The organism is Streptomyces graminilatus (assembly GCF_001418565.1).
In the GTDB taxonomy this organism is placed as follows: domain Bacteria; phylum Actinomycetota; class Actinomycetes; order Streptomycetales; family Streptomycetaceae; genus Streptomyces; species Streptomyces graminilatus.
In genome coordinates, this window is the sequence record NZ_LIQQ01000054.1 from 1 (window position 1) to 26,088 (window position 26,088).

Here is a 26,088-nt window from a genome sequence, read left to right on the forward strand (position 1 = left end):
CGAACAACTGACCGCGGCCCGGTAGTACCGAAGCCGGGGGGGCATGGCCGGAGGGTCGGTAGCGGGGATTCCGCTGCCGACCCTCCGGCCATCCGGCTTTTCGGGGTGCGACCGCCGTGCCGTCAGCTCGCCTTGGTCGGGCCCGAGGTGTCGATGGCCAGGGAGATGGCGAGCAGGCCCAGTACCGTGCCCATCGCGTAGCGCTGCACCTTCAGCCAGGACGGACGGTGGGCGAGGAAGACGGCGATGGCGCCGGCCGCCAGGACGATGGCGAGGTTGACCGCGACGCTGACAACGATCTGGATCGAGCCCAGAATGAGGCCCTGGAGGAGGACGTGGCCCTTGTCCAGGTCGATGAACTGGGGGATGAGCGAGAGGTACATGATGGCGATCTTCGGGTTGAGCAGGTTCGTCATCAGGCCCATGGTGAACAGCTTGCGCGGTGAGTCGTGCGGCACGTCCTGCGGGGCGAACACGGAGACCCCGCCCGGCTTCAGCGCGTTCCAGGCCAGGTAGGCGAGGTAGGCGGCGCCCGCGAGCTTCACCGCGAAGTACAACTCGGGCACGGCGAGGAAGACGACCGACAGACCCAGGTTCGCGGCGAGCAGATACACCATGAACCCGATGGCGACGCCGCCGAGGGAGACGATGCCGGCGCGCCTGCCCTGGGTGATGCTGCGGGAGACGAGATAGATCATGTTCGGGCCTGGGGTGAGCACCATGCCGAGGGCCACCACCACCACGCCGAGGACCCCGCTCAGTTCAACCATGAAAATTCCTCAATTCGTCGGTGCGTTGTGCCGTCGTCCCCTCGGAGGCCGCTTCGTCGTCGGCGCGGCCGTCGCGCAGGACCTCGGCGAGGTCGTGCGCGATGTCGTGGAGGAGATGACGGGTGAAGAAGTCGACGGTGAGCCGTGGATCGGCCAGGCGCGGATCGTCGCGGTCCCAGTCGTCGGCGGTGAGCATGGCCAGGCGGCGGGCCAGGGCCTCGGCGGCACACCCCAGCTCCTGGGCCACCTGCCGCGGCTCCTCGTCCCGGTAGCGCGGGCCGGTGTCCGGGCGGTCCGCAGAGGCCCCGGACTCCGCCCCGGCCGATAATCGCGGTGCAATCGGCGATTGTCCGAGGATTGCATCGAGCCGGATGTGGAACAGCAGGCACATGTCCCGGACATGGCAGCCCCGTTCCAGGGGCGACCAGGCGGGCAGGCCCGCGCACCGGCCGCCCGATCCCGGATCCCGCAGGAACCGCTGCCAGCCCGCCGTGTACTGCCGGAGCACGTCGGCGATCACATCGTGCCCGATCGGGTCGGAGGTGAAGCCGCAGTCGCGACAGTCGGGCATGGGCGGAGGAGTCCGGCCGAGCGGTGACCGGGATCGCGTGGTCGTTTTCATGCGCCCTGGACTCCTTCCGTCCGAAGACCCGCCCGCTCGGGGCAATGCTCGGACTTTATTGCACGGCGAACTTCGATGCAATACGAGCATTGCACTGAGTGCAATGCTGTGGTTGGATGGATGTCCGCACGGGAAGACCGACCGACGGCCGACGATGGACGGCCGACGATGGACGATGGGGGAGCGCCGTGAAGGACTACCGGAGCGTCGCCGACATGGTGGCCGGGGAGATCGGAGCCGGTGCCCTCCGGCCCGGCGACCGGCTCCCCCCGCAACGCGAGTTCGCACGGCAGCACGGCATCGCCAACTCCACCGCCACCCGCGTGTACCAGGAACTGGCCCGCCGGGGCCTGACGGTGGGCGAGGTGGGCCGGGGCACCTTCGTGCGCGCGGAGTCCGCCGGGTCCGCGGCCACCGGCCCCGCGCTCACCGAACCCGCCGACAGTCGTCGCGTCGACCTGGAGCTCAACTATCCGGTCGTCCCCGAGCAGAACGCCCTGCTCGCGGAATCGCTCGGCGGGCTGCTGCGGCCCGACGCCCTCGGGCACGCCCTGCGACCGGTCGGCACGTCGGGTTTTCCGGCCGTACGGGAATCCGCCGCCGACATGCTCGCCCGTGGCGGCTGGCGCCCGGACCCGGCGCGGATCCACTTCGCGGGCAACGGGCGGCAGGCGATCTCGGCCGTCGTCACCGCACTGGTGCCGCCGGGTGCCCGGCTCGGCGTCGAGGAGCTGACCTACCCGATCGTCAAGGCCGTCGCCGCCCGCCTCGGCATCACCCTCGTCCCGCTGGCCATGGACGGCGACGGGCTCGTCCCGGAGGCGGTCGAGGAGGCCCATGCGGCGGCCCCGCTGCACGCCGTCTACGTACAGCCGAGGCTGCACAATCCGCTCTCCGTCAGCATGCCCGCCCGGCGCGTCGAGCGGCTGGCCGACGTACTGCTCGGCCTGGGCATCCCCGCGATCGAGGACGCCGTCTGGTCCTTCCTCCACGACGAACTCCCGCCGCTGGCCGCGTACGCCCCCGGCCGGACCGTCCTGATCGACAGCCTGTCCAAGCGCATCGCCCCGGGCCTGACCCTCGGGTTCGTGGTGGCGCCCGGCGCCCTGGTCAGCGAGATCGTCTCCACCATGCGGTCGGGCGGCTGGACCCCCACGCGGTTCGCCCTGGACGCCGCCCACCGCTGGCAGCAGGACGGCGCGGTGAAGGCGCTGGTCGAGGCCAAACAGCGGGAAGCGGTGGTACGGCAGAAGGTCGCGGCCCGGCACCTCGCCGGCTTCGCCGTACGGAGCGATCCGCGCTCCTACCACTGCTGGTGGCAGTTGCCCCGCCCGTGGCGCGCGGACACCTTCGTCGCCGCCGCCGCGCGGCACGGCATCGGGGTGGTGCCCGCCGCGGCGTTCACCGTCGGCCGCAACCACTCCCCCAACGCCGTCCGGCTGGGCCTCGCCTCGCCGGAGCCGGACGTCCTGTCCCGGGCGCTCGGCACGCTCGCCGAACTGGCCCGGTCCGCCCCCGAGGACCTGGTCACCGACTGACGCCGGCAGCCCCGCCCGTACGCCGTACCGCTTTTTCTCCAACCGGTCGGTGCGCGTTGAAACTTTTCACTCTGGGGCGATAGAGACGCCGCCAATTCCACGAGAACTTACGATTTTCCGAAAGAATTGCGGAAAATCTCCGCGACGCCACGCAGGAAGCCCCGACGGCGAATTTCTGCCGCGCTGGCCGAACTCAGCCCCAGGCCGAGTCGTCGACCGACCGGGCGCTGACCTCGACAAGGGTTGCGCAAGCTTGCGTGTATCGGGTGATCCTTGACATCTTCGATACCTCTCGGGTGTGAGTATTTCCACGTTTAGCTATAACTCTCCAGGCGGGCGGTGATGCTCACCGCAAGCGCCCCTCGCTTAATCAATCTTGCCGATGTCGGGACGGCAGCGCGAGAGCGAAGGGCGTCGGGAACACGCAGCGCAGCAATACGCGGGGGTGGACATATGTGCCAGAAAAAGGGCATCAAGGAAAAGGAAAGCGGCGGAACCTCGTGTGAGGCTCACTTCTGCACGCAGGGGCTGGAGAGTTATCGCGAGGCCCTCAACAGCGGGACGATATCGGGAGAGGTTCCCGACTGCGTCGTCACGTACGGGCTGTTACGTTCGATGCCGGGCCTGACCGGGTACTTCGTGCCCATCCCCCCGAAGGTCGCCGAGGCGGAACTCTCCCGTTCCGTCGTCCAGGAGATCGAACGCCACGAGAAGACCCTGGCGGTCCTGCGCTCGTCCTTCATGGCCGCGGAGACCCTCTACCGCACCGCGCAGCACGACACGGGCGTCCCCATCGAGTCCCTGAAGGGCACGGACGTGATCAGCCAGTCGCTGAGGCTGGCCGTCGAGGTGTGCAAGGAGGAACTGCTCACCGCGCAGCCGGGCGGCGGACGCTCCCCGGCCCTCCTCGCGGAGGCCCTGCCCCGCGATCTCGCGCTGGTACGCCGTGGCGTGGGCCAGCGCACGCTGTACCAGCACAGCGTGCGCTCCCACCAGCCGACCCTGGCCTACATAGAGCGGGTGACGGCCGAGGGAGCCGAGGTCCGCACCCTGGACGAGATCTTCGAACGCGTCATCATCTGCGACCGGGCGGTCGCCTTCATCCCCGGCATCCCGGAACGCAGGACCGCGGCACTCGCCGTCCGGCACCCCGGCGCCGTCGCCTTCCTCGTCAAGGTCTTCGACCACATGTGGGAACGCGCCCGACCGGTGTCCATCACCCCCGAGCAGCACCGGCCGGACCTGCTGATCGACTCGGTCCGCTCCGCCATGCTCCGCATGGTCGTCACCGGCCACACCGACGAAACGATCGCCGGCCGCCTGGGCATGAGTTCCCGCACCGTCTCCGCCCACATCAAGAAGGTCGCCGATGTCCTGGGCAGCCGCAGCCGAGCCGAACTCGGCTATCTCATCGCCCAGCGCCGCCTCCTCGAACAGGACGAGCTGGTCGGTTCCTGATTCGCCGCGTCCGTTCCAAGCCCGCCTGCCCGGCCGCGATCACGTCCCCGCGTGTGCGACGAGGTCGTACAGGGCGGTGCCCGCCAGTTTGGGGCTCTGTGAGACGTCGACCGAGAAGCCGTGTTCTGTCAGCAGGGCGGTGATCGTTTCCAGGCGGCCGTCCTCCGCGTGGACCTCGGCCGCGACGCAGCGGATGAGCGGCCAGTGGGCTTCCTCTATCCCCTGGAGCACCGAGAGTTCGGCGCGCTCGACGTCCACCTTGAGGAGACCGATGCCCGTCAGGTCGTACTGCCGGATGACATCCGACACCGTGACAGCCGGAACGGGAAGGGAGATCCCGAGGTGGAGATCTTCGAGCAGTTCGTCGATGAATTCCTCGTCGACTCCCGAATTCAGGAGAAACCGACGAGTGGTCTGATCGTCCGCCGTACGGTCCGCGAAGAGGCTGGAGTTCCCGGGGGAATTCGGATAGAAGGTGAACTCCATCTCCCCGGCGCTGTCGCACACCGCGGCGCGCACCGCGACGGCCTGCGGGACATGGATTCGCAGGTTCTCCTCAAGACAGGCGAAGGTTTGCGGTGCGGGCTCGAATGCGATGAGCCGCAGATCGGGTACACGGCTGTGGAAGAACACCGAAGCCAGCCCGATATTCGCTCCGATGTCAAGCACCGTGTCTCCGGGCCGAAGACTCCCGACGGCGGCGTCATACATTCCGTCCACCGAGATCTCGGTCCAGAGCAGCAGCGCCTCGGATTCCGTGACACAGGCGACGGTTCGCCCGTCCGGCAGTTCGATGCTCGCCTTTTGAGAAGTCTGGTCACTGGTCCGCATGGCATCCACTCTCACTGTCGTTGAACTTCCGATGAACAGGTGCCGAACCGGCCGGCTCCAGCCGCACCATGACTCCGAGTGGCCCTCGGGTGAAGTTGGAAGGGCTCCATTCCACCGGCTCGACGAGATGAATCCGCCGCACCCGGGCGCGTAGTTCGTCGAGGAACGCCGCTATCTCCATCCGGGCAAGTCGCGCACCGACACATACATGCCGACCGTGACCGAAGGCGAGGTGCCGGTTGGGGCGCCGCGAAATGTCGAACGTCTCCGGGTCGGGGAAGACCTCGGGGTCCCGGTTGGCGGCCGGCGTCCAGACCGTCACCCGGTCCCCGGGGGCCAGGGTGCGACCGCCGAGCAGGGTCTCGGCCGTGACGGTCCGCATGGCGTGCACGGCCGGTGAGGTCCAGCGCAGGATCTCCTCCACCGCCGGAGCGACCAGACTCGCGTCGCGCCGCAGACCCGACCACTGCTCCGGATGGTTCGCAAGTGCGACCAGCCCGCCGGCGACGGCGTAACGAGTCGTCTCGTTGGCCCCGATGAGGATGCCGGCGAGATTCACCACGAGATCGACTTCGGAGAACGGCGCGGCCCCGGACTCCTCGGCCTCGGCGGCCGCCCTGATGAGGATGCTGATCAGGTCCGGTCCCGGTCGCTGCCGACGCTCCTCGATCACCTCGGTGAAGTAGAGGAACAGCTCGGAGTTGGCGGCCAGTCTGACCTCGTCGTCGTCGGAGTCGATTCCGTCGGTGGTCAGTTGCCCGATCCATTCCCAGTCGGTGCGGGGCAAATCCATGAACGCACAGATCACCTGAGTGGGCAGGGGGCGTGCGACCGCCGAGACGAACTCACGCGGCTCGTCGGCCACCACCGCGTCCATCAGCTCCCGCACCACACCCCGGACGCTCGCTTCGAGGTCTCGGACCACGGGAGGAGTGAAGGCCGATCCCACGAGTCGCCGTACCCGTACATGTTCCGGGCTGTCGGTGACGATCAGCATGCGGTCGGCCACGGCTTTCACGGCATCGGCGTTGGCACCGAGCCGCATACCGAGCCGCGAGCTGAAGAGTTCGTCGTTCGCGTACACATGGGAAGCGTCCGCGTGGCGCGTGACAACCCAGAATCCCGGGCCGCCCCCGTCCTCATGAAAGTGAACGGGATCGTCATGACGCAGCCGTGTGAGCTCTTTCATGAATCGGTCGTCGCGGAACAGCTCCGGATCGGTCAGCTCCACATTTCCCTTACCCGCCCTGTCCCCTCCCGGGTGCATGACGCTCTCCTCTGGTGTGGTCTCGATGGCCATTGACACGCGCACGCGCAGAACGAAGACACACGTGAAAACAAGAAATGGTTGGAAGGGTGAGAGGGAGTACACCGCACGCCACGGTCGTGACGATCAGCCGGCCTTCTATCGGCTTCGGCCGGCTTCGATCAGTCTGCGGTCGTTCTGCGGTCGTTCCGCGGTCGGCACAGGAAGTGCTCACAACCACGAGTTCAAATGCGGTCGACGCGTCTGCGAGCGCGCGACAGCGTTCCCTCAAGACGGCACCGTTGTCCGCCAACGAAGATCATTCCTATCAGAGGTTGCCCGCTCCGTACAGATGCAAACGTGACCCGTGCCGCACTTCGGCCCCGCCATCCCCCGTGCTTCCACCGTCACTTCGCGGGCAATTGTGCACAACTCGACCGCGTTTGACGGCAGTACGCAAGCCCAGTTCGGCAACTGTCCGGCATCAATTAGCTGTTGACACTTGCCGAGTGGGCGTGTGTATCTTTCAACGGTCCGCCTTCAAGATCATCTGCGAGCTGGGGCGGGCAAAGACCAAAGAGCTTGAAAAACGGGGGCAGTATGCACGGCGATGGTCTGCGGCATGCGCAGAATCCGGAGGTGGTGGCGCGGGCGACCCCCGCGCAGCGCCGGATATGGATAGAGAACCGGGTCCGCCAGGATTCCGGAGCCGACGGGGCGGGTTTCCACTCCGTTCTGCTGCTTCGCCTTCCGGCCGGCCTGTCCCTTGCCGTCGTTCAACGCGCGTTGACCGCTCTGGTGAAGCGGCACGAGGCGCTCCGGACCACCTTCCGCTTCGACGCGGACGAGCTGCTCCAGGTCGTCCGGCCGCCGTACGTTCCCGAACTCGTCCACGAAGAGGTCGAGGGCTGGGATCCGGTGGCGGACCTCTTGAGCGATCGGCACGTCGAGTACTTCCGCGAGCCCTTCGACCTGGAATTCGGCCCGGTCTTCAGAGCGCGTGTCCTCGCGGCGGGCACGGGCGACCGGACGCTGATGCTCGTCATGCATCACATCGCCACGGACGGCTGGTCCCTCGGTCTTCTGCACCGTGATCTGGCCGAGTTGTACCGCGCGGAGGCACAGAACCTGGCTCCGGACCTGCCGGAGATCTCCCTGCGGCTCACCGACCTCGCCGAGCGGGCGGGGAGCGACGCGGCGGACGCGGCCCGCCTCGACAGCCTCGCCCACTGGGAGCACACCCTTTCCGGGGTCCCCTCGACGCTGGAGCTTCCCCTGAAGCGGGCGAGACCCGGTGTGCGCTCCCATCGTGGCGACCGCGTGGAGCTGGAGATCCCCGAGCCCCTCTGCCGAGAGGTCCGCCGGGTGGCCGCCACCGCGGACAGTTCGGACTTCGTCGTGTACCTGAGCGCTCTCCAGGTCGCGCTGAGCCGCTGGTGCGGTCAGGACGACGTAGTGGTGGGCACCATGATCGCCGACCGCTTCGAGCCGGGTTCGGAGAACGTTGTCGGCCCGCTGCTCAACATGGTGCCGCTGCGGGCCCGCGTAGACGAGTCGGCGTCCTTCGACCGCCTGCTCGACCTGAACCGCGAGTCGGTGCTGGAGTCGCTGGACCACATCGGCCTCGGTTTCGACGAGCTGGTCCAGCACCTGGTCCCGGAACGGCTGCCCGGTTGCGGCCCGCTGGTGCAGGCCGTGTTCAACGACGTACGGGAGGTCGACTCCTCCGACGGCTCCCTCCTGGGCACCCCCCTGCCCTTCACGTACGGGGAGAGCACCCACTTCGACTTCGTCGCGGAACTCGAGGAGCACTCGGGCAACACCCTCCTGGCGCTGTCGTTCGCCACGGACGTACTGGACGCCGCCGCGGTGACCGCGTTCGGGGACCGCTTCCTGCGACTGCTCGCGGAGCTGTGCGACCGGCCCGACGCCCCGCTGCTCGCTCATCCGCCGGTCGGCGCCGCGGAGCGCGCCGAACTCCTCGCCCGGGGCACGGCGGCTGCCGTTCCCGGAGCCCCGGGGTTCGTGGAGCGGGTGCAGCAGACCGCGGCCCGGTATCCCGACCGGCCGGCCGTGGTCGCGGGCGACGAGACCCTCGGCTACGGGGAGTTGCTCGACCGGGCCCGCCGGCTGGCGCAGGTGCTCAGGGAGGCGGGCGTGGGCCCCGAGACACCGGTGGGGGTCCATCTGCCGCGCTCGGCCGACCTGGTCGTGGCCCTGCTCGCCGTCATGGGGGCCGGCGCGTCATACGTGCCGCTCGCCCCCGACTACCCGGTGGACCGCCTGCGGTTCATGGTGCGGGACGCCGGTGTCAGGGTGCTGATCACCTCGGCACCGGAGGAAGAGGGCATCTGGGCCGGGGTGCCCACGGTCATCTCGCCCCGCGCCCGTTGTTCGGAAAAGGTGCCGCCCGCCCTCGACGCGCCGGCCGGCGGCAGCGTGGCCTACACGGTCTACACGTCGGGAACGAGTGGACGCCCCAAGGGAGTTCAGGTACCGCACAGCGGGCTGGGCAATCTGGTCGACTGGTACGTCCGCGAGTACGAACTGACGCACACGGACCGGATCCCGCAGTTGGCGGGCATCAGCTTCGACGCCGGCCTCCTGGAGATGGCGCCCGCGCTGGCCGCCGGTGCCTGTCTGACCGTCGTGCCGGACGAGGTCAGGGTCGACCCGGTGGCGTTCTGCCGGTTCCTCGATGTCTCCGGTGTCACCGTGGCCTTCCTCGTGACCCCGGTGCTCACCGCCGTGGAGAACGCCGGCGGCCGGATACCCGGCCGTGTCCGACGGATCCAGGTCGGCGGGGACGAGCTGACCGCCGTACCCGCCGGAGGGTCCTACCGGCTCTCCAATCTGTACGGTCCCACCGAGGCGTCCGTGGTCAGCGCCGCCGGGGAGCAGCGGGAGGGAGCGGAGGTCACCCTCGGCGGGCCGCTGCCCGGCGGGCGGCTGTATCTGCTCGACGAGCTGTTGCGCCTGGTGCCGGACGGAACTCCCGGCGAGCTCTACGTCGGCGGCGCCGGGGTCGCCCGGGGATACGCGGGGCAGCCGGGTCTCACCGCTTCCCGGTTCCTCGCGGATCCCTTCGCCGGGGACGGATCGCGGATGTACCGGACCGGTGACCGCATGCACTGGGACAGCGGCGGGAAGCTCGTCTTCCGGGGCCGGACCGACGCACAGGTGAAGATCCGTGGCTTCAGGATCGAACCGGCCGAGGTGGAGCGGGTGCTCCTGGAGGCCAAGGGAGTCGGCGCGGCCTGCGTCGTCGTTCGCGAAGTGCCGGGTGCGGGCAGTCAGTTGGCCGCCTTCCTGGTCCCGTCGGCGGCGGCGGACGGCGTGCTGGACATCGAGGAGATCCGCGCGGACATCGGCCGTCTGCTGCCTCGGCACATGGTGCCGTCCTCCCTGGTCCAGTTGTCCGGTCTTCCCCTGACGGCGAACGGCAAGGTCGACCGGGCCGCGCTGGCACGGCGCGAGGTGCCGAGCGGCCCGGAAGCCGGCTTCACGGCTCCCGAGGGTCCGGTGGCCGAGGTGCTCGCGGAGGTCTGGGCCGAGGTGCTGGGCCTGTCCCGGGTGTCGGCCCACGCCGACTTCTTCGCCCTCGGCGGCCATTCCCTCCTGGCGACCCAGGTGGCGGCCCGGATGAGCGACCGCCTGGGTGTGCACGTCCCGCTGAGCCTCTACTTCGAACAGACGGTGCTTCAGAACCTCGCGGACGACATCGAGCAACGGCTCTTCGCCGCCATCGGCGACACCGTCTGAACCATGTGGCTCTTCTGAACCACGTAGGTCTTCCGAACCACGTAGGTCTTCCGAACCACGTTCCACGAATTCTTCATCCGTCCAGGAGGACACATGACGGCCTCGGGCGCCCATTTTCAGGTGCTTGTGAACGACGAAGGACAGTACTCGATCCACCCCGCGCGGCTGAGCCCACCGGCCGGCTGGCGAGGGGCGGGATTCACCGGCACGGAGAGCGCGTGCACTGAATTCGTCGACGAGGTGTGGACGGACATGCGCCCGCAGAGCCTCGTCGACCAGATGTCCAGGAGCGGCAAGTGAGTCAGACGGCCGAACGCAGGGCGGCGATCGCGAAATGGCTCGCCCAGAGGGCCGAAGCCACGGCACAGGACCCGACCGTGACCTCCGCGAACACGGGCCGGATCTCCCTGGGCCAACGGGGGCTGTGGTTCCAGAGCGGTCTCGGTGAGAGCGAGAACACGGGTTCCGCGTTCTGCTACCGGCTGCGCGGGACCCTGCACCACCAGAGTCTCGCGCAGGCATTCGAAGCGGTCATCGCACGTCATGAGCCCCTGCGTACCCGCTACGTGTACGAGCGGGACGAGCCCGTCATGGTGACGGACCCGCCCGCGCCCGTGGCCCTCGATGTCGTCCGCGCCGAAGCCCCGACCGGTGACGACGGCGTCAACTGGTTGATTCCGGCGATCCAGGAGTACGCGAGCCGGCCGTTCGACCTCGGCGCCGACGCGGCTCTGCGGCTGCGGCTCTGGCGGATCGGCGACGACGACCACGTACTGGCCTTCGTCGTGCATCACATCGCGTTCGACGGCTGGTCCCTCGGCGTGTTCCAGAACGAGATCTCGCATTTCTACGACCATTTCCTGCACGGCGCGCCCGTCACCCTGCCCGAGCTGACGACCTCGTACAGCAGCTTCGCCGAGGAACAGCGACGGTCCGTGGACGAGGGGCGCTTCGCCGAGCACACGGCGTACTGGAAGGACCAACTCCGTTCTGCCCCGCCCCTGTTGGACCTTCCGACGGACCATCCCCGTCCGGTGGTGCAGTCGTTCAAGGGCGATCTCCACTCCTCCGCCGTCTCCCCGGAGTCCTGTGTTGGCATAGGCATGACAGTGGAGCAGGAGGGTGCCTCGCTTGCCATGGCCCTGCTGGCCGGGTACGCCCTGTTCCTCGGCCGCTGGTCGCGCAAGGACGAGGTGGTCGTCGGACTGCCCGTGGCCAACCGGGCCAAGGCGGAACTCGAACCGCTGATCGGCATGTTCGTGAACCTGCTGCCGATCCGTGTCCGCCTCGATCCCGACCTGACCTTCCGTGAACTGCTGCGCCAGGTCCGTACGACGATGCTCGCGGCCTTCGACCACCAGGCGCTGCCGTTCGACCAGATCGTTCAGGAGCACCGGCGGGCGGACGAGGACCAGTGGTCGACACCGATCGTCAACACGGCCCTCGCGCTACAGACGGCGGACCGCGGCAAGCTGGTCTTCGGTGAGGCGTCGGTCGAGGCCCTCATGGTCCACGAGCGGACCAGCATCTTCGATCTGACGCTGACCATGGCCCCGGTCGGGGACGGGTTCGCCGGATATCTGGAGTACAACCGGGAACTGTTCGAGGCCGGGACGATCAGCCGGATGAACGAGGCGCTGGCTACGGTCTACGCCTATTGCGCCGGCCACCCCGACCTCCCGCTGAGCGGCCTGTCCCTGGCGGGGGCCGACCCCGCTCCCCGGCCCTCCGGCGAGACGGCGCCCACCGCGACAGCGGACGCGGGAAGCGGCCGAGGACTGCTCGACCGTTTCCTGTCCACCGAGCGGACCACGCCGGAGCGCGCCGCCGTGACGGACCGTCAGGGCGGCCTGACCTACGCCGAACTGCGTGCCGCGGTCGAGGCGTCGGCCGTGCGGCTCAAGGACGCCGGGGTCGTCCCCGGTTCCGTGGTGGGCGTACATCTGCCCCGGGGCAGGGACCTCCTCATCACGTTTCTCGCCGTCCTGTGGACGGGCGGGGTCTATCTTCCGCTCGATCCGGTCCACCCCGTGCGGCGGCTGAGCGAACTCGTCGAGGACAGCGGCGCGAGCCACATCGTGACGGACGCCGTCGGTGACCTTCCCTGGAGTACGGGACCGGTCGTCGTGCGGCCCGGAGCCGAACCCGGCACCGGCACCGGCCCGCACGAGGTCGACGGCTCGGCTCCCGCCTATCTCATCTACACCTCGGGGTCGACCGGCCGGCCCAAGGGCGTGACGGTCAGCCGGGCGAACCTGGACCACCTCGTCGTCGCCCAGGACGCCCTCCCGGTCGACGGCTCGGAAAGCTTCGCCGCCGTCGCCACACCGTCGTTCGACGCGTCGGTCTGGGAGATGGCACTGCCGCTGGGCAGACAGGGCCGCCTCGACTTCTGCGCCCCCGAGACCCTCGCCGAGGACCTGACGGAGTTCGGCACCCAGGTACTGACGAGCACCCCCTCGCTGCTCGGCACGATCGGACAGGTGCCGCCCACCCTGAAGGTGATCGTCTCCGCCGGTGAGGCACTGCCGACGGCGCTGGCCCGGACGCTGGAGCGATCCGTCTGCCTGGTCAACGCCTACGGGCCGACCGAGACCACCGTGTGCGCCTCGTTCTCCACCTCCGCGCGTGACCAGGACACGCGGAGCATCGGCACCGCGCTTCCCGGCGTCGAGCTCCACGTCCTCGACGAGAACCTCCGCGAGGTGCCCCTCGGCGCCGTGGGCGAGATCTGCGTCGGCGGGGCCGGTGTCGCGCTGGGCTACCACGGCGACGAGGTCCTGACCAAGGCCCGGTTCGTGTCGTCGGCGGTCCGCCCCGGCGACCGGGTCTACCGCACCGGTGACCTCGGCCGGCGGGGCACGGACGGCTGTCTCTACTATCTGGGCCGCGCGGACGACCAGATCAAGCTGAACGGTCAGCGCGTGCAGCTCGCCGACATCGAGGCCGCCGCGGCCCAGGCCGCCGGTGTGGTCTCGGCAGCCGCGTACGTGAGCCGGACGCCCGCGGGAACGCACCTGGGACTGGCCGTCACGGCGGCGGCCGGCACGGCCGACCCGGCCGGCCTCGTCACGGAGGTCGAGCGGGCCTGTGCCGAGCGGCTTCCGTCCGGTGTCGTCCCGACGCGTATCTGGGTGACGTCCGGCCTGCCCCTGACCCCGAGCGGCAAGGCCGACCGTACGGCGCTGGCCGCCACGGAGCCCGCCGCGCCGGCCGGCGCTCCGGACACGGCACAGCCGCGTACCCCCCTTGAGGCGGAGATCGCGGACATCTGGGCCGAGGTGCTCGACACGCCGGTGAACGATCTCACCAGCACGCTCTACTCGCTCGGCGGACAGTCGCTCCAGGCGGTCCGCATCATCTCCGAGATCCGCAAGAAGTTCGGCATCCGCATCGCCGTACGCGACTTCCTCTCGGCACCGACTGTCGCCGCCCTGGCCGAGCGACTCGGCAAGGAGCTGAACCAGTGACGGCACAGACGCGGTCCGCCCCGGTGCTGGTCGGCCTCAGGGACGGTTCTCCCACCGCTCCGCTGATCGTCCTGCTCCCGCACTCGGGGTGCAACAGCACGGTGTTCCTGCCCGTCGCCCATGCCATGACCGGCGGTTCGCCGGTGGTGGGCGTCGACTACCCGGGGCACGGGGCACGCTTCACCGAGGCTCTGGCGCCTGACGTCCTGAGCATCGCCACCGAGACGGCCGACGCCGTACTGGCGCTGGCACCGCCCGAGGTCGTCCTGTTCGGCCACAGCTTCGGCTCGATCGTGGGCTTCGAGGTGGCCCGGGCGCTCACCGCACGGGGCGTACGGGTACGACGGCTGATCGCCTCCAGTTGCGTCGACCCGCACGCGATGGCAGCGCAGACCCGGACGGTCCACCTGGAAACCGACGAGGTCCTGCTCGACCTGCTGGTGGGCCACGGCGGGATCGAGCAGGAGCTGCTCGACGAACCCGAGCTGCTGGAGGTGATGCTGCCCGTGATCCGGCACGACACCCGGCTCGGTGAGATCCACCGGCCGCAGCCCGGAGCGGTCATCGGCGCACCGGTGACCGCGGTCGGCGGATCCGACGACCCCACGGTGAGCGAGGAGGACCTCGCGGGCTGGGGCGGGTGCACCACGGCCGGGTGCACCGTCGCGTTCGTACCCGGGGGCCACTTCCACGTCATGGAACACCCGCACAACATCGCGTCACTTCTCACGGACGCCGCCGACAGCGCGGCCTCACCACCGCGGACGACCACGGAAGGAAAGACGGCATGAGGCCGCTCTCACCCAGCTTCTGGGAGCTGACCGGGGCTCCCGGACCGGAGCTCCCGGTGGCGCTCGTCTTCCCCTTCGCGGGTGGCAGCGCCCACTCCGTCCGGGAGTGGGGCGAGCGGCTGCCCGGCTTCCGGACGATAGCCGTGCAGTACCCCGGGCATGGCGGCCGGACCGGCGAACCGTTCGCCGAGTCCGTGGAGGAGCTGGCCGCCACGCTGGTCAAGGAATACCTCGCCGAGTTCACCGAGCCGCCGAGGCTGCTCCTCGGGCACAGCATGGGCAGCCTGGTCGCCCTGGAGGCGGCGCTGGTACTCGAACAGCACGGCACGCCGGCCGATGTCCTGGTGGTTTCCGCCGCCGGTCCGCCCGGCACGCGCGCCGGCGGTGACGGGCCGCTGTCGGAGAACAGCCACGGCAGCCCGCTGCACCTCCTCGACGACGAGGTGCTGGCGGCCTCCCTGGTCGCGGCGGGCGGCCTCCCGGCGGAGACCCTGAACGAACCGGAGCTGCTCGCCCTGGCGCTCCCGGTGGTGCGCCACGACTTCCGGCTGGGCTGGGACTACGCGTCCCCCTCGGCGGGCCGGACCGTGTCATGTCCGCTGGTGGCGGTGGGGGGCGCGGCGGATGCGGCCGTTCCCGCCGAGGTGCTGCGTGCCTGGGCGCCGCTGACGACAGGCACGTTCACGACCCGGACCTGGCCGGGCGGTCACTTCTACTACCGCGAGGAACTGCCGGGCCTCGATGCCCTGGTCCGCCCGGCGCGGCTCAGGCCCGCGCAGAGCCCGGCCGGCGATGCCCTTTCGGCTCCGGGTGCCGAGTCCGCTCCCGTGGAGCCGATGGAGAGCGAGGTGCTGCGAGCGGTCATCGAGGTGTGGGGCGAACTGCTGCCGGCCACCGAGGTGAACGGACAGACCCGTTTCTTCGAGGCGGGCGGCACCTCCATCGCGGCGATGCGCGGCTGCGCGAAGCTGAGTTCCCGGCTGGGTGTGCGGGTACCGGTGAAGATCCTTCTCAACCACGGCCGTCTGGACGAATTCGCCGTCCAGGTGTCCGAGATCCGGCGCGCGGCCCGATGACACGTCTTCTGGTGCCCTACGACAAGGGGGCGGTGCATCCGGCGGAGATCACCCGTGCGCTGGAGGACGTCGCGGAGATCGTCTTCGCCGTTCCGGACTCCGAGCACGCCCGGCGCCTGGAGCCGGTGATGGCGGCACTCGGCCGTACCGTCCCGCTCAGCCGGCACCGTGAGACCGACCGCCGTACGGCCGAGGCCCTGGGGGTCGACGGTGTCGTCACCTTCAGCGAGCTGATGATCAGGTCGGCGGGTTGGCTCGCCGCCGACCTCGGGCTGCCCGGCCCGGGTGCGGAGGCGGCCGAGGCGGTCACCGACAAGAACCGTCAGCGCGCTCTGCTGCGCGCGGCCGGCGTCGACACGACCCGATCGGCGATCGTCACGGACGGCTCCGGCTGGGACGCGGCGGTGTCGGCGGTCGGACTTCCCGCCGTGCTCAAGCCCGCGCGGGGCGGCGGCAGCCGCGAGACCCATCCGGTCACGGACCTGGAGGAGGGCCGGCGACTGCTCGCCGGTGTCCAGGGCGCGGGAGAGGTCTTCGTACTGGAGGAACTCCTGCGCGGTGCCGACCGCGCCCCGTTCGGCGACTACGTCTCGGTGGAGACGGTCGTCCTGGGCGGAACGCCGCACCACTTCGCGCTGACGGGGAAGTTCCCGCTCGCGGCTCCCTTCCGCGAGGTGGGCCAGTTCTGGCCGGCGCCGCTGGACGAGGCCGAGGCCGGCCGCGTACTCGATCTGACGGCGGCGGCGCTCAAGGCGCTCGGCTTCGGCACCGGGGTGACCCACACCGAGCTGAAGCTGACGCCGGACGGTCCCCGGGTCATCGAGGTGAACGGCCGGCTGGGCGGGCACATCGGCGAACTCGCGAGACGGGCGGCAGGAGTGGACCCGGTGCGGATGGCCGGACTGGCCGCCCTCGGGGACACCACCCCGCCGCGCCCCGTCACCGCCACGGGCCGCGTGCACTGGCAGTACAACAATCCCGCGCCGCGACAGGCCGGTGAGCTGACCGCCATCAACGGATGGCGGGAGGCGCGGCAGGTCAAGGGCGTCACCGTGTACACCCCCTATGTACGGGCAGGGGCCCGGCTGCCGGGCGGAGTCATGACCGAACCGCTGGACCTCCTCGGCGGAGAAGCCGCCGACCACGACGAGATGTTCGGCCAACTCGCCGAAGCCGGGCGCCGTTTGACGTACTCCTTCCGGTTCGCCGAGGGCGACCGGACGATACCGATGAGGTACCTGCCTGATGCCTAGTCCAGCGACCGCATCCGTGCACGACATCACCGTGCCGGATCTGACCGACCCGACCCTGCACGCCGAGCGGGACCTCTCCGGCTACTTCCGGCGGCTGCGCGCCGAACAGCCCGTGGTCTGGTGCCGGCCCCCGGGAAAGCGGGGGTTCTGGCTGGTCAGCACGTATGCCGAGGCGCTCACGGTGTGCCGGGACGGCGACTCGTTCGTCTCCACCGGGGGCAATGTGATGGACACGCTGCTGACCGGTGGGGACGCCGGAGCCGGCCGCATGCTCGCGGTGATGGACGGTCCCCGGCACACCAGCATGCGCAAGCTGCTCTGGCGGTCCTTCACACCGGGAGCGCTGACGAGCTACGCGGAGCGGATCAGATCGGCGACGCTGGAACTGTTGCGCGCCGCCGTACGCACCGGAACGTGCGACTTCGCCAGTGATGTGGCGGCCACCATTCCCCTGGTGGCGATCTGCGATCTGCTCGGGGTGCCCGCCAAGGACCGGCAGTTCATCCTGGAGCGGACCAGCAACGCGCTGGGCTCCGAGGGCGCCGCCCACGCGCCGGGTGCCGCCCGGCTGGCGAAGGGCGAACTGCTGCTCTACTTCGCCAAGTTGGCCCGGGCCCGGCGCAAGGAGCCCGCCGACGACCTGATCACCCTGCTGTCCAGCGGGCTGGTCGAAGGGGACCGGCTCACCGACGACGAGGTGATGCTCAACTGCTACAGCCTCATCCTCGGGGGCGACGAGACCACCCGGCTCACCATGATCGGTGGCGTGCGGGCACTGATCGACCATCCCGAACAGTGGCGTGCGCTGAAGGACGGCACCGTCACCACGGCCTCGGCGACGGAGGAGATCCTCCGCTGGACCTCACCGGCCCTGCACATCGGCCGGACCGCCGTACGGGACCTGGATCTGGGCGGGGAACGGATCCGCGCGGGTGACGCGGTGGTGGCCTGGACCGCGTCGGCCAACTTCGACGAGGCCGAGTTCGACGAACCGGACCGGTTCGACCTGGCCCGTCAGCCCAACCGGCATCTGTCCTTCGCCTACGGCCCCCACTACTGCCTCGGGGTGCATCTCGCGCGGATCGAGATCGGGGCCCTGCTCGACGGTCTGCGCGAGACCGTGAGCGTACTGGAGCCCGCGGGGCCGACCGAGCGGGTCCATTCCAATTTCCTCAGCGGCCTGAGCAGCCTGCCGCTGCGGCTGCGAGCATAGAGAGTTGACGATGCAGGAACCGGCGACCATTCCCGAGCTCTTCGACCATGTGGCGCGACGGCACGCTGACCGCGTCGCGCTGACGCACCAGGGAACCAGTCTGACCTATGAGGAGTTGCGACGCCGATCGGACGGGTTCGCCGATGTGCTGACCCGGGGCGGGATCGGCACCGAGACGGTCGTCGGCGTGTACGCGGAGCGCTCGATCGAACTCGTCGTCGCCCTGCTCGGCGTACTCAAGGCCGGTGGGACCTACGTCTGTCTCGCCCCCGACCATCCCAGGGAACGACTGGCCCGCATCCTCGCCGACGCGGGAGCGGCGGCGGTCGTCGCCACCGACGGACACCAGCGGGCAGCCCGGGAGTTCGGCCTCCCCGTGATCGGAATCGGCGCGGCCACGGGCTCCGGCAGCCCGGACGAGGCCACCCGGCCGCGTCCCGTGCCCCCGCCGGACGCGCTCGCCTACATCATCTTCACCTCCGGATCGACCGGGCAGCCCAAGGGCGTCGGCATCACGCACCGAAACCTGCTCGGGCTCGTGCGCGGGCAGACCTACGCCGCGTTCGGCCCCGAGGAGACCTATCTGCAGCTCGCCCCCACCTCCTTCGACGCCTCGGCGTTCGAGATCTGGGGAGCGCTGCTCTCGGGCGCCCGTCTCGTGGTTCCGGCAGCCTCCTACCAGGCGCTGGACGAACTCCCCGACGTGCTCCGGGCCGAGCGGGTCACCATGCTGTTGCTCACCCCTCCGCTCTTCCACGAACTGGTCCGGCGGCGGATCGACGCGTTCGGCACGGTACGACGGCTCGTCGTCGGCGCGGAGTCGATGTCCTTGCCGGCCGCCCGTGCCTATCTGGAGGACGCCCGCGGGCGCGGTGCCGCCTTCGCCAACGTCTACGGCCCCACCGAGGCGACCACACTGGTCAGTTGTTACGAGATCACCGACCTGGACGGTCCTGGGGCGGTCATCCCGATCGGCACGGCCATCGAGGGGGCGACGGTCCGGCTGCTCGACGACGATCTGAACCCGGTCGCCCCGGGTGCCACGGGCCAGATCCACATCGGCGGCAGCGGGGTCGCGCGTGGCTATGTGGGACGGCCCGGTCTGACCGCGAAGTGCTTCGTCGCCGACCCGCATTCCACCGTTCCCGGGGCGCGGATGTACGCCACGGGAGACCTCGGGCGACTGCGCGCCGACGGGGAGATCGAGTTCCTCGGCCGGGCGGACGATCAGGTGAAGATCCGTGGGCACCGAGTGGAACTGGGCGAGGTCGAGGCGGTCCTGGCCCAGTGTCCCGGGATCCATGCCGTCGCCGTGACCGCCCGCGCGACCAGTGTGGGCAGCCATCAGCTCGTGGCCCATGTGGCCGCGGCGAACACCGGGCACGGATCACCGGCCGACGCCCTGGCGGCGTTCGCGGCCGACCGGCTTCCCGCCTATCTGCGGCCCTCGTCGATCCGGGTGCTGCCGTCCCTCCCGCTGACGCCTTCCGGCAAGATCGACCGCAAGGCCCTCGCCGCCCTGTCCGGCACACCGGCCCACGCGGCGGAACCGGCCCCGGGGTCGAGCGACGCCGGATCCGTTCTCACCACGATCTGGCAGCAGGTGCTGGGAGTCGACCGCATCGAGCCCGACGACGACTTCTTCGCCCTCGGCGGCGACTCACTGCTCGCCATCCGCATCATCGCCGACGCCGAGGAAGCCGGCATCGACATCAGCCTCGCCGACCTCTTCGCCACCCCCACCGTCCGCGCGCTCAGCACGAAGACCGCCCCGCAGCCCGACGGCACACCCACCGCCACAACGACCGACAGCCCGGTCACGGACGACGGTACGCCGGACCTCACCCCCGCACAGCGGAACCTGTGCGCGATCTGGACCGAAGTCCTGGGCGTGACACCGGAGTTGGACGACGACTTCTTCGCCCTCGGCGGCGACTCACTGCTCGCCATCCGCATCATCGCCGACGCCGAGGAAGCCGGCATCGACATCGCCCTCGCCGACCTCTTCGCCACCCCCACCGTCCGCGCGCTCAGCGCCGCCGGCACCGATACGGACACCGACGTGGAGGAGACCACTCCTGCTGTCGGTGCTGGCGGAAGCGGCGACCTGGCACAGCACTTCGGCCCGGAGATCGAGGCCGTGTATCCGGCGTCGATGATGCAACTCGGCCTGCTGTTCGAGGCAGAGACGGATCCGGACAGCGGCCTGTACATCGACGTCATCACCCGCCGTATCGCGGGGCGTTTCGACGAAGCGCTGTTCACCCGTGCGCTGGAGACGACGCTGACCCGGCATCCGGCCCTGCGAACCGGCTTCGACCTGCACACACTCACGACACCGGTACAACTGGTGCACCGTGATCCGGCCGTCGACCTCGTGGTGACGGATGTGCGCGGTACGAGTGCCGGCTCCGCCGACTCCACGGTGGACGAGGACATCAGAGCGTCCGCACGGCCCTTCGAGCCGGACGACCGCTCGCTCATCCGCTTCCGGGTGACCCGGATCTCCGACTCGGACTATCACCTGACCTACGGATTCCACCACGCCGTGATGGACGGCTGGAGCGAGTCGGTCTTCGCCGGGGACCTGCTGCGCCGCTACGACACCCTGCTCCGTGAGGCGCCGCCCGAGCCTGTGGAAGTGGTGCGTGGCTACGCCGACTTCGTGGAACTCGAACAGCGGGCACTCGCGTCGGAAGACACCCGGCAGTTCTGGAAGGAGCACTGTGCCGCCCTGGAGCCGGTGCTCACCAGCGCCGCCGAGGGTCACCCGGGCCCCGATCGGCTGACCCTGGCCGTACCCGTACCGCACGATGTCGTACAGGGGTTGCGGCGCTGTTCGCGGGAATGGCGGCTGCCGTACAAGAGCCTGATCGTGGCGGGTCACCTGGCCGCTCTCGGCCGGACGCTCGAAACGGCCGAGCCGGTGACCGGCCTGATCGTGAACGGGCGTCCGGAGACCGCCGGAAGCGATCAGCTCGTCGGCCTCTTCCTGAACGTGCTCCCCATGTCGGCGTCCACCACCGGTTCCTGGCGGGAGATCGCCGAAAGGGTCTTCGAGCAGGAGAAGACGCTGCTCCCCCATCGGCGCTTCCCCTACCCGGCGTTGCGCGACCTCATGGGACCCGGGCCACTGTTCGACGTCGTCTTCAACTACGTTCAGTTCCATCGCGGCGCCCAGTCCGACGGCCTCACCGAGGTGCGGGTGACCGACACACGCATCATGGACAAGACCAGCTTCCCCATGGCCTTCGACGTGGTTCAGTCCCCCGGCGGCGACCGGCTGACCATCGAGGCGGCGGTCGCGGCCGACGCGTTCTCCGCGGATGACCTCGACAGGACGGTGGCATCCCACCTGGCCGCCTACCGGGCCATCGCGGCAGCCGTACCGGCGGGTTCGGTGAGCGCGGATGTATGACGTCATCGTCGTGGGTGCCCGATGCGCGGGCGCTTCCACAGCCCTGCTCCTGGCAAGGCAGGGCCACCGGGTGCTGCTGATCGAGCGGGCCAGGTTCCCCAAGGACACGCTCTCCACCCTGTACATCCATCAGCCGGGTGTGGCCAGGCTCGCCTCCTGGGGTGTGCTGGAGCGCATCGCGTCCACCGGATGTCCACCGGTCGACTCGGTCACGTACACCGTCGGGGACGTCCGGCTCACCGGGTCGAGCCGCCCCGTGGACGGTCAGGGCGCGGCCTACGCTCCGCGCAGGTATCTGCTCGACCGGATCCTGGTCGACGCGGCCGTCGAGGCGGGTGTCGAGTTCCGTGACGAGACGACCGCCGGCGACCTGCTGTTCGAGGACGGCCGGGTCGTCGGGCTCCGGTGCAGAACGGCCGGTTCCGTGTGGCGCGACGAACGCGCGGGCCTGGTCGTCGGCGCGGACGGAATGCGCTCGCAGGTGGCGAACCAGGTCAAGGCCACGGTGTTGGACAGTGCCGCGCCGAGGACCTGCGCCTACTACACGTACTGGGACCTTCCCGGCGCGAGGATGTCCCTCCACGAGGCTCCCGGCCGCTGGGTGGGTGCCGTCTCCACCAACGACGACGCCACGCTGGTGGGCTGCTATTTCCCGCAGGAGGACTTCCAGCGCATTCGCGGACACGCACTCGACGCCTATCTGGACTGCTTCCGCGAGCACGCACCCGAACTCTACGAAGAGCTCGCCGGGAGCACTCCCGTCGACAGGCTGTACGGGACGGGTGACCAGCAGAACTTCGTCCGGCGGGCGGCCGGTCCCGGATGGGCCCTGGTGGGGGACGCGGCCCACCACAAGGACTCGATCACCGCACGCGGCATCACCGACGCGTTCCTCCAGGCCCAGCTACTGGCCGACACCCTGGCGGATGAGCCGAAACGCGGCGCGGAGCTGGACGAGTCGCTGCGACGCTACGCGGCGGCCCACTACGACCTGGTCGTCGAGGGCTACCACAGCACCTTGTTCGTGGCGGAGCTGACAGTGAAGGAGGAACGGCTCGCGATGCTGCGCGCCGTCGCGAAGAGCGAGGAGATGACGGGGCTGTACTTCTCGATGCTGTCCGGCGCGTGCGACTCCGACGAGTTCTTCAGCGACGAGTTCATGGCCTCCCTCTGACGGCTCGGCTCTCCCGGGCCGCGCCCGACTCCGATGTCCCCGGTCCGGCGTCCTGCCACACGGCAGGACGCCGGACTTCTCAGTGCCCGGCCAGCATGCGCCGCACGACAGCCCGGTCGACCTTTCCGTTGGCCGTGAGCGGCAGGGCGCCGGTCGCCACCAGGCGTCCGGGGACAGCGTAGGGAGGCAGGGCGTCCCGGACCTCGTCCAGAACCGTTCGGGAGTCCAGCTCCGCGTCGCCCACCACCAGGGCACCGAGGACCCGGCCGCCGCCGGCGGCTTCGACCATCTCGACCGCGGCCTGCCGGACTCCGGTCGCCGAAGCCAACACGCCCTCCACTTCGGTGAGTTCGACGCGGAAGCCGTTGACCTTGACCTGTCGGTCGATCCGCCCCAGGTAGTCCAGCGCTCCGTCCCCGCGCCAGCGCACCAGGTCACCCGTGCGGTACACCCGGGTGCCCGGCACCTGCGGCAGTTCGACGAACGCGGCGGCCGTTCGCACCGGATCGTTCAGATAGCCGGTCGCCAGCGAAGGCCCGGAGACGCACAGCTCACCGACGGCGCCCCACGGTCGCAGCGTCAGTCGGTCGTCGACGACGTACGCGGTACAGCCGCCGATCGGGCGCCCGATCGGCGGCGGAGCGGTCCACTCACCGGTGAGCTTCTGCAGGGTGACCGCCACAGTGGCCTCGGTGGGCCCGTACCCGTTCCACAACTCCCTCTCGGCGGACGCCCATTCGTTCACGAGTGCGCCGGGCACCGCCTCGCCGCCGACCGACACCAGCCGCAGGGAAGGCAGTTCGGCCGGATCCAGCAACGGGAGCAGCGCCGGCGGCAGTTCGGCCAGGGTGATCCGCTCGTCCCGGATGAAGTCGGTGAGCAGCATCGGATCCATCCGGGCGTCCGCATCGGGGATCACGACCTGCGCCCCGGCGGCGAGAGTGGCGAACACCTCGAACACGGAGACGTCGAACACCGGACGGGCGAAAGCGAGCACGCGGTCCGCCGGCGTCATGGCGTACGCGGCGTTGATCTCCCGGGAGAAGTGCCCGAGGCTCTCGTGGGACACCTCGATGCCCTTGGGAACTCCGGTGCTCCCGGAGGAGAACAGCACGTACGCGGCCGTCGAGGGCTCCGGCGGAGCGGGAGACAACGGCGTCGACTCCGTCGCGGAGTCCTGCCCGATCCTGATGACGGGTGTCCCGGCGGGGAGGAAGTCCGCCGGAAGCGGCTCCTGCGAGTCGTCGGCCCACAGACAGGCTCCGGCTCCCGTGCCGGCGGCGACCTGCGCGAGCCGCGCGACGGGCGACTCCACGTCCAGGGAGACATAGCTCGCGCCGACGAGATGGCAGGCCACCATGCCCGCCACGGTCGCGTCCGACTGCGACCCGTACAGCAGCACCCGGTCACCGCGGGCGATCCCGGCGGCCTTGAGCCCGGCCGCGGTGTCCGCGGCCCGCCGGACCAGGTCTCCGTAGGTGACAGTGCTGCCGTCGAAGCGGACCGCGGGGCGCAGGGGGTGGCTTTGGGCCCACCCGAGGATCGCTTCCGGGACTGTGCGGTACCGGGCACCGGCGGGTGTCCCGCCGTCTCCCAGGGCCAAGAGGCGCGCGACGGAGTCGGGTGAGACGAGGGGAAGGCCGGCCAGGTCGGCGTCGGGATCGACGAGCCAGCCGGTCACGAGCGTGCGCAGGGCGTCCGTGAACGCCGTTGTCGTCCGATGGTCGAGCAGGCCCTCGTCCCAGGTCGTGGAGAGGCGCACCTCTCCGCCCGGGGCGTCGTCCGGCGGGACGTGGACGGCCAGTTGGAGGGAGTTCACGGACTCCGGAGCCGTCCTCGCGGCGGAGGCGATGATGTCCCGAGCCTTCACTCCCGGCTCGGCGACCGCGTACTGGTTCCAGCGCTCGGCCAGGTGTTCGGCCAGCCGTCGCACGGTCCGCGTCGGCGGGAGGGCGTTGGCACGGCACCAGCGGAAGAGCGCGCGGGCATCGTCACCGGCGAGCAGAACGACCTGCTCGGTGCGCGTGCCCTGTGCCCGGCGATCGGACTCACAGCGGTGGTCCGGCGGCAGGACGAGCCGTGCCATGGCATCGGACGGGCCCTCGGTGCTCCCCGCGGGCACCGAGGGCAGGTGAGCGTTCGTCATACGGTCTCTCCCTGCCGAACCTGTTCGTCCTGCTCGTCCTGCCCGTCCCCGTCCCCGTCCTGCTCGTCCTGCCCGTCCTGCCCGTCCTGCTGCGGCTGTTTCATCGTGGCGCGCCTGAGCGGCGAGGACAGGAGAGCCAGTACGCCCGCGCCCGCCAGTACGGCGGCGCACACCAGCGCTGTGGCGAAGGCGTCCACGACGTCGGCCAGTTGGCCGAGCAGGTTCAGGGTCACCACGAGTACGAGGCTCTGTACCAGGGTGATGAGTGCCTGAACCCGCGCGAGGTGCGTGACCGGGCTGGCTCCCAGCATCACCGGGCCGAGATGGGTGACGAACAGGCCCAGGCCGAGGCCGAAACAGGCGCCGGCCGACACCGCCACAGGTGCCTGGTGCGCTTGCCCGAGCACCGCTATGCCGAGAGCCATGGGTACGACGCTCAGCGCGGCGACGACGCCCGGCAGACGGAAGGCCCCCCAGCGGGCCACGAGCAGGGCGACGACCAGGGCGCCCAGTGCCTCACCGCCCAGCACCACGCCGGCGACCTGCGCGCCCCAGTGGTTCTCACGCGCGAGCAGGGGTACGAGCAGGGACCCCACCGGGATCGCGAAGCCGGCGACCCCTCCGGTCAGCAGCAGAGCGGGCCGAAGGACGGGGTGGCGAAGGGAGAACGTCACTCCCTGCGCGGCCTCACGCAGGAGGTTCGTACGCTCCGCCGGGGGCGGTACCTCGAAGCGCGGCCGGATGAGCACGGCCACCAGCACGGCGAAGGCGAAGGTCACCCCGTCGAAGACCGCCGCGCCGGTGAGCCCGCCGGCCGTCACCAGGGCCCCGCCCACCGAACCGCCGACCAGTGAGATCAGTTGGCTGCCGCTCTGGCTGAGACCGACCGCGCGGTCGAGGTTGTCCGCGCCCACCAGTCTGCGCGGCATCGAACCCGACACCGGAAGATAGAACGCGTCGATGGTCCCGATGATCACTCCGGCGCCCAGCAGCAGCCACATGGTGGATCCCCGCGCGTAAGCCGTCAGAGCCACGCCGACTGTCATCGCGACCATCATCGAGTCGCCGAGGATCAGGATGCGCCGGGGGGAGAACCGGTCGGCCACGGCCCCTCCCAGAAGGAGGAGCAGAGTTCTCGGAAGCGCCACCGAAGTGAGCACGAGCCCCGCGGCACCACCCCCGTGCGCGGTGGCCGCCCACCCCAGGGCGAAGTACATCGCGGCATCCCCGAGCTGGGACGTGAACGCTCCACCGAGCCAGAGGAGATACGTTCTCGGCAGCTTCGTGCGCAACGCTATGTGGTCATCCGCAATGCTCATG

Annotated in this window: 17 protein-coding genes; 11 read left to right on the top strand and 6 right to left on the bottom strand. The window is 70.0% G+C overall.

What is annotated here, in order from left to right; translation table 11 throughout:
- Positions 1–122 precede the first annotated feature (122 nt).
- Positions 123–770: a LysE family translocator gene (locus tag AOK08_RS06180; RefSeq protein ID WP_055524401.1), complete on the bottom strand. Its 648-nt coding sequence runs from the start codon at positions 768–770 to the stop codon at positions 123–125.
- Entirely contained in the window at positions 763–1,341 is a 579-nt protein-coding gene (locus AOK08_RS06185) for a hypothetical protein (protein WP_055524403.1), read from the bottom strand. The genes AOK08_RS06180 and AOK08_RS06185 overlap by 8 nt, the downstream gene beginning before the upstream one ends.
- A gap of 239 nt (positions 1,342–1,580) precedes the next feature.
- Between AOK08_RS06185 and AOK08_RS06190 the strand changes: the two genes are divergently transcribed.
- Positions 1,581–2,930, top strand: coding sequence for an aminotransferase-like domain-containing protein (locus AOK08_RS06190; protein WP_055524405.1), 1,350 nt, complete (start codon positions 1,581–1,583; stop codon positions 2,928–2,930).
- A 453-nt stretch (positions 2,931–3,383) separates the two neighbouring features.
- Positions 3,384–4,388, top strand: a complete 1,005-nt coding sequence (locus AOK08_RS42300; RefSeq protein ID WP_079053859.1) for a LuxR C-terminal-related transcriptional regulator — start codon at positions 3,384–3,386, stop codon at positions 4,386–4,388.
- Between the two features lie 39 nt (positions 4,389–4,427).
- Here the strand turns inward: AOK08_RS42300 and AOK08_RS06200 are convergent, their stop codons facing one another.
- Both AOK08_RS06200 and AOK08_RS06205 read right to left on the bottom strand, forming a co-directional pair.
- Positions 4,428–5,219, bottom strand: a complete 792-nt coding sequence (locus tag AOK08_RS06200; RefSeq protein ID WP_055524407.1) for an FkbM family methyltransferase — start codon at positions 5,217–5,219, stop codon at positions 4,428–4,430.
- Entirely contained in the window at positions 5,206–6,303 is a 1,098-nt protein-coding gene (locus AOK08_RS06205) for a cytochrome P450 (RefSeq protein WP_198539123.1), read from the bottom strand. Before AOK08_RS06205 ends, AOK08_RS06200 begins: the two co-directional genes overlap by 14 nt.
- Positions 6,304–7,065: 762 nt before the next feature.
- Here AOK08_RS06205 and AOK08_RS06210 point away from each other — a divergent pair.
- From AOK08_RS06210 to AOK08_RS06250, 9 genes are all read left to right on the top strand, one after another.
- Positions 7,066–10,227: a non-ribosomal peptide synthetase gene (locus AOK08_RS06210; RefSeq protein ID WP_055524410.1), complete on the top strand. Its 3,162-nt coding sequence runs from the start codon at positions 7,066–7,068 to the stop codon at positions 10,225–10,227.
- A 93-nt stretch (positions 10,228–10,320) separates the two neighbouring features.
- Positions 10,321–10,527, top strand: coding sequence for an MbtH family protein (locus tag AOK08_RS06215; RefSeq protein ID WP_055524411.1), 207 nt, complete (start codon positions 10,321–10,323; stop codon positions 10,525–10,527).
- Positions 10,524–13,697 carry a non-ribosomal peptide synthetase gene (locus AOK08_RS06220; RefSeq protein WP_055524413.1) on the top strand — a complete coding sequence of 1,058 codons (3,174 nt, stop codon included), beginning with the start codon at positions 10,524–10,526 and terminating at the stop codon, positions 13,695–13,697. Before AOK08_RS06215 ends, AOK08_RS06220 begins: the two co-directional genes overlap by 4 nt.
- Positions 13,694–14,488, top strand: coding sequence for a thioesterase II family protein (locus tag AOK08_RS06225; RefSeq protein ID WP_055524414.1), 795 nt, complete (start codon positions 13,694–13,696; stop codon positions 14,486–14,488). The genes AOK08_RS06220 and AOK08_RS06225 overlap by 4 nt, the downstream gene beginning before the upstream one ends.
- Positions 14,485–15,564: an alpha/beta fold hydrolase gene (locus tag AOK08_RS06230; protein ID WP_055524416.1), complete on the top strand. Its 1,080-nt coding sequence runs from the start codon at positions 14,485–14,487 to the stop codon at positions 15,562–15,564. The genes AOK08_RS06225 and AOK08_RS06230 overlap by 4 nt, the downstream gene beginning before the upstream one ends.
- A complete protein-coding gene (locus AOK08_RS06235; protein WP_055524418.1) occupies positions 15,561–16,817 on the top strand; it encodes an ATP-grasp domain-containing protein in 1,257 nt (418 codons plus the stop codon). The genes AOK08_RS06230 and AOK08_RS06235 overlap by 4 nt, the downstream gene beginning before the upstream one ends.
- Entirely contained in the window at positions 16,810–18,030 is a 1,221-nt protein-coding gene (locus AOK08_RS06240; protein ID WP_055524420.1) for a cytochrome P450, read from the top strand. Before AOK08_RS06235 ends, AOK08_RS06240 begins: the two co-directional genes overlap by 8 nt.
- Positions 18,031–18,040: 10 nt before the next feature.
- Positions 18,041–21,448, top strand: coding sequence for a non-ribosomal peptide synthetase (locus AOK08_RS06245; RefSeq protein WP_241826850.1), 3,408 nt, complete (start codon positions 18,041–18,043; stop codon positions 21,446–21,448).
- Positions 21,441–22,622 (top strand): NAD(P)/FAD-dependent oxidoreductase, encoded by a 1,182-nt coding sequence (locus tag AOK08_RS06250; RefSeq protein ID WP_055524423.1) that lies wholly within the window; start codon positions 21,441–21,443, stop codon positions 22,620–22,622. The genes AOK08_RS06245 and AOK08_RS06250 overlap by 8 nt, the downstream gene beginning before the upstream one ends.
- Positions 22,623–22,701: 79 nt before the next feature.
- Here the strand turns inward: AOK08_RS06250 and AOK08_RS06255 are convergent, their stop codons facing one another.
- Both AOK08_RS06255 and AOK08_RS06260 read right to left on the bottom strand, forming a co-directional pair.
- Positions 22,702–24,768, bottom strand: coding sequence for an amino acid adenylation domain-containing protein (locus AOK08_RS06255; protein WP_055524425.1), 2,067 nt, complete (start codon positions 24,766–24,768; stop codon positions 22,702–22,704).
- Complete coding sequence (locus tag AOK08_RS06260; RefSeq protein ID WP_079053862.1) at positions 24,765–26,087, bottom strand: MFS transporter; 1,323 nt, start codon at positions 26,085–26,087, stop codon at positions 24,765–24,767. Before AOK08_RS06260 ends, AOK08_RS06255 begins: the two co-directional genes overlap by 4 nt.
- Position 26,088 lies beyond the last annotated feature (1 nt).

Coding starts and splice junctions, on each gene's coding strand:
- AOK08_RS06180 (WP_055524401.1), bottom strand. CDS start 770: ATGGTTGAACTGAGCGGGGTCCTCGGCGTGGTGGTGGTGGCCCTCGGC.
- AOK08_RS06185 (WP_055524403.1), bottom strand. CDS start 1,341: ATGCCCGACTGTCGCGACTGCGGCTTCACCTCCGACCCGATCGGGCAC.
- AOK08_RS42300 (WP_079053859.1), top strand. CDS start 3,384: ATGTGCCAGAAAAAGGGCATCAAGGAAAAGGAAAGCGGCGGAACCTCG.
- AOK08_RS06200 (WP_055524407.1), bottom strand. CDS start 5,219: ATGCGGACCAGTGACCAGACTTCTCAAAAGGCGAGCATCGAACTGCCG.
- AOK08_RS06210 (WP_055524410.1), top strand. CDS start 7,066: ATGCACGGCGATGGTCTGCGGCATGCGCAGAATCCGGAGGTGGTGGCG.
- AOK08_RS06215 (WP_055524411.1), top strand. CDS start 10,321: ATGACGGCCTCGGGCGCCCATTTTCAGGTGCTTGTGAACGACGAAGGA.
- AOK08_RS06230 (WP_055524416.1), top strand. CDS start 14,485: ATGAGGCCGCTCTCACCCAGCTTCTGGGAGCTGACCGGGGCTCCCGGA.
- AOK08_RS06235 (WP_055524418.1), top strand. CDS start 15,561: ATGACACGTCTTCTGGTGCCCTACGACAAGGGGGCGGTGCATCCGGCG.
- AOK08_RS06240 (WP_055524420.1), top strand. CDS start 16,810: ATGCCTAGTCCAGCGACCGCATCCGTGCACGACATCACCGTGCCGGAT.
- AOK08_RS06245 (WP_241826850.1), top strand. CDS start 18,041: ATGCAGGAACCGGCGACCATTCCCGAGCTCTTCGACCATGTGGCGCGA.
- AOK08_RS06250 (WP_055524423.1), top strand. CDS start 21,441: ATGTATGACGTCATCGTCGTGGGTGCCCGATGCGCGGGCGCTTCCACA.
- AOK08_RS06255 (WP_055524425.1), bottom strand. CDS start 24,768: ATGACGAACGCTCACCTGCCCTCGGTGCCCGCGGGGAGCACCGAGGGC.
- AOK08_RS06260 (WP_079053862.1), bottom strand. CDS start 26,087: ATGAGCATTGCGGATGACCACATAGCGTTGCGCACGAAGCTGCCGAGA.